This is a genomic window from uncultured Methanobrevibacter sp., from assembly GCF_937906425.1.
Taxonomy (GTDB): Archaea; Methanobacteriota; Methanobacteria; order Methanobacteriales; family Methanobacteriaceae; genus Methanobrevibacter.
Window position 1 is genome coordinate 1 of sequence record NZ_CALCYR010000166.1, and the last position, 1,593, is coordinate 1,593.

Annotated in this window: 1 protein-coding gene; it reads left to right on the forward strand. The window is 31.3% G+C overall.

Translation table 11 applies throughout. The features are described 5' to 3' along the window. The first annotated feature begins 218 nt into the window (after positions 1–218). Positions 219–1,463, forward strand: coding sequence for a gephyrin-like molybdotransferase Glp (gene glp, locus Q0138_RS04705; RefSeq protein ID WP_297981584.1), 1,245 nt, complete (start codon positions 219–221; stop codon positions 1,461–1,463). Positions 1,464–1,593 lie beyond the last annotated feature (130 nt).

Below are 1,593 nucleotides of genomic sequence, written 5' to 3' on the forward strand. Positions count from 1 at the left end.
ATTCTAAATAAAAAAAATTAAAAAAAATATTTAAATAAAATTCTAAATAAAAAAAATTAAAAAAAATATTTAAATAAAATTCTAAATAAAAAAATCACAAGTTAAAAAAGAATTAAAAAATAATATCAATATTATTATACTAATAAGTTAAAATATAATATTAGCTTAAAATAATTAAGATTAACAAATAATTTATTCAATTCCTAAGAGGTTAAATTATGGGAGTAGAATTTTTAAGAATTAAAGAATCTGATGAAGCAAAAGAAATTATTCAAAAAACATTTGATGATAATTACTCTCCACAAGGAGAAACAATAAACCTTGCAGACAGCCAAAATAGAATCACATTTAGCGATATTGAAAGTAAAATCAATTTTCCCCCATTTGATAGGTCCTTAAAGGATGGATTTGCAATAAAGGCTGAAGACAGTTATGGAGCAAATGAGGAAAATCCTAAAAAACTTAAGGTGATTGATTTTCTTGAAGCAGGTTCATTTACAGAAAAAACAGTTGAATTGTCAACTGCTGTTGAAATAAGTACCGGTGCACCGATTCCAGATGGTGCAGATGCTGTTGTAATGGTGGAATTCTGTAACAGAAAAGAGGATAACGATGATCTTGAAGAGGATGAAATTGAAATACTGACAAGCGTAACCCCTTCACAGGACATTGGAAAGAAAGGTTCAGACGTTACAGAAGGACAGATAATTCTTGAAAAGGACATTTTACTAAATCCTCCAAAAATAGGAGTTATTGCAGCTCAAGGAATTGATGAGATAGAGGTCTATAAAAAGCCAAAGGTAGGAATCATCTCTACAGGAAATGAGCTTCTAACAAATCAGGAAGAACTTAAGCCTGGAAAAATCTATGACGTTAACAGCGAAATGATTAAGGCAGGAGTTAACTCCTGTGGCGGAGATGGAAAATGCCTGGGAATTGTTAAGGACAATTATGACGACTTGAAAAACAAGATTACAGAATCACTTGAGGAATGTGACATCCTCCTATGTTCCGGCGGAACCTCAGCAGGAGTTGGAGACAATATCAGACACATTCTTGATGAATTGGGAACAGTGCACATCCATGGAATAGCTGTACAACCTGGAAAACCAACCATCCTAGGAGTGATTGATGGAAAGATAGTCATTGGACTTCCGGGAAATCCTGTTTCTGCAATTGTCATATTCAATGTATTTGTTGCACCTTCAATCAGAAAATTGGCTGGATTGAATGAAAAAGAAAACCATAAAACAATTAAGGGAAAATTGACCAGAAGAATCCATTCACCAATTGGAAGAATGCAATACCAATTGGTAAAAGTGGATGGAGACAAGATTTCCCCAATATTCAAGGACTCTGGAGCAATATTCTCATTGGCAAGTGCCGCAGGATACACAAAAGTTTCAAAACAAACCGAATTGCTTGAAGAAGGAGAAGAGGTAGAAGTTGTTTTATTTGATTAAAACAATTTTATTTCCTTTATCATTTCTTTCATTATCAAATCAATTCATAGGAAAAAAGCAATATTTAAATAAAAAATATTATTTAAAAAAAATTATTTAAAAAAAAATTATTTAAATAAAAATTAAGATT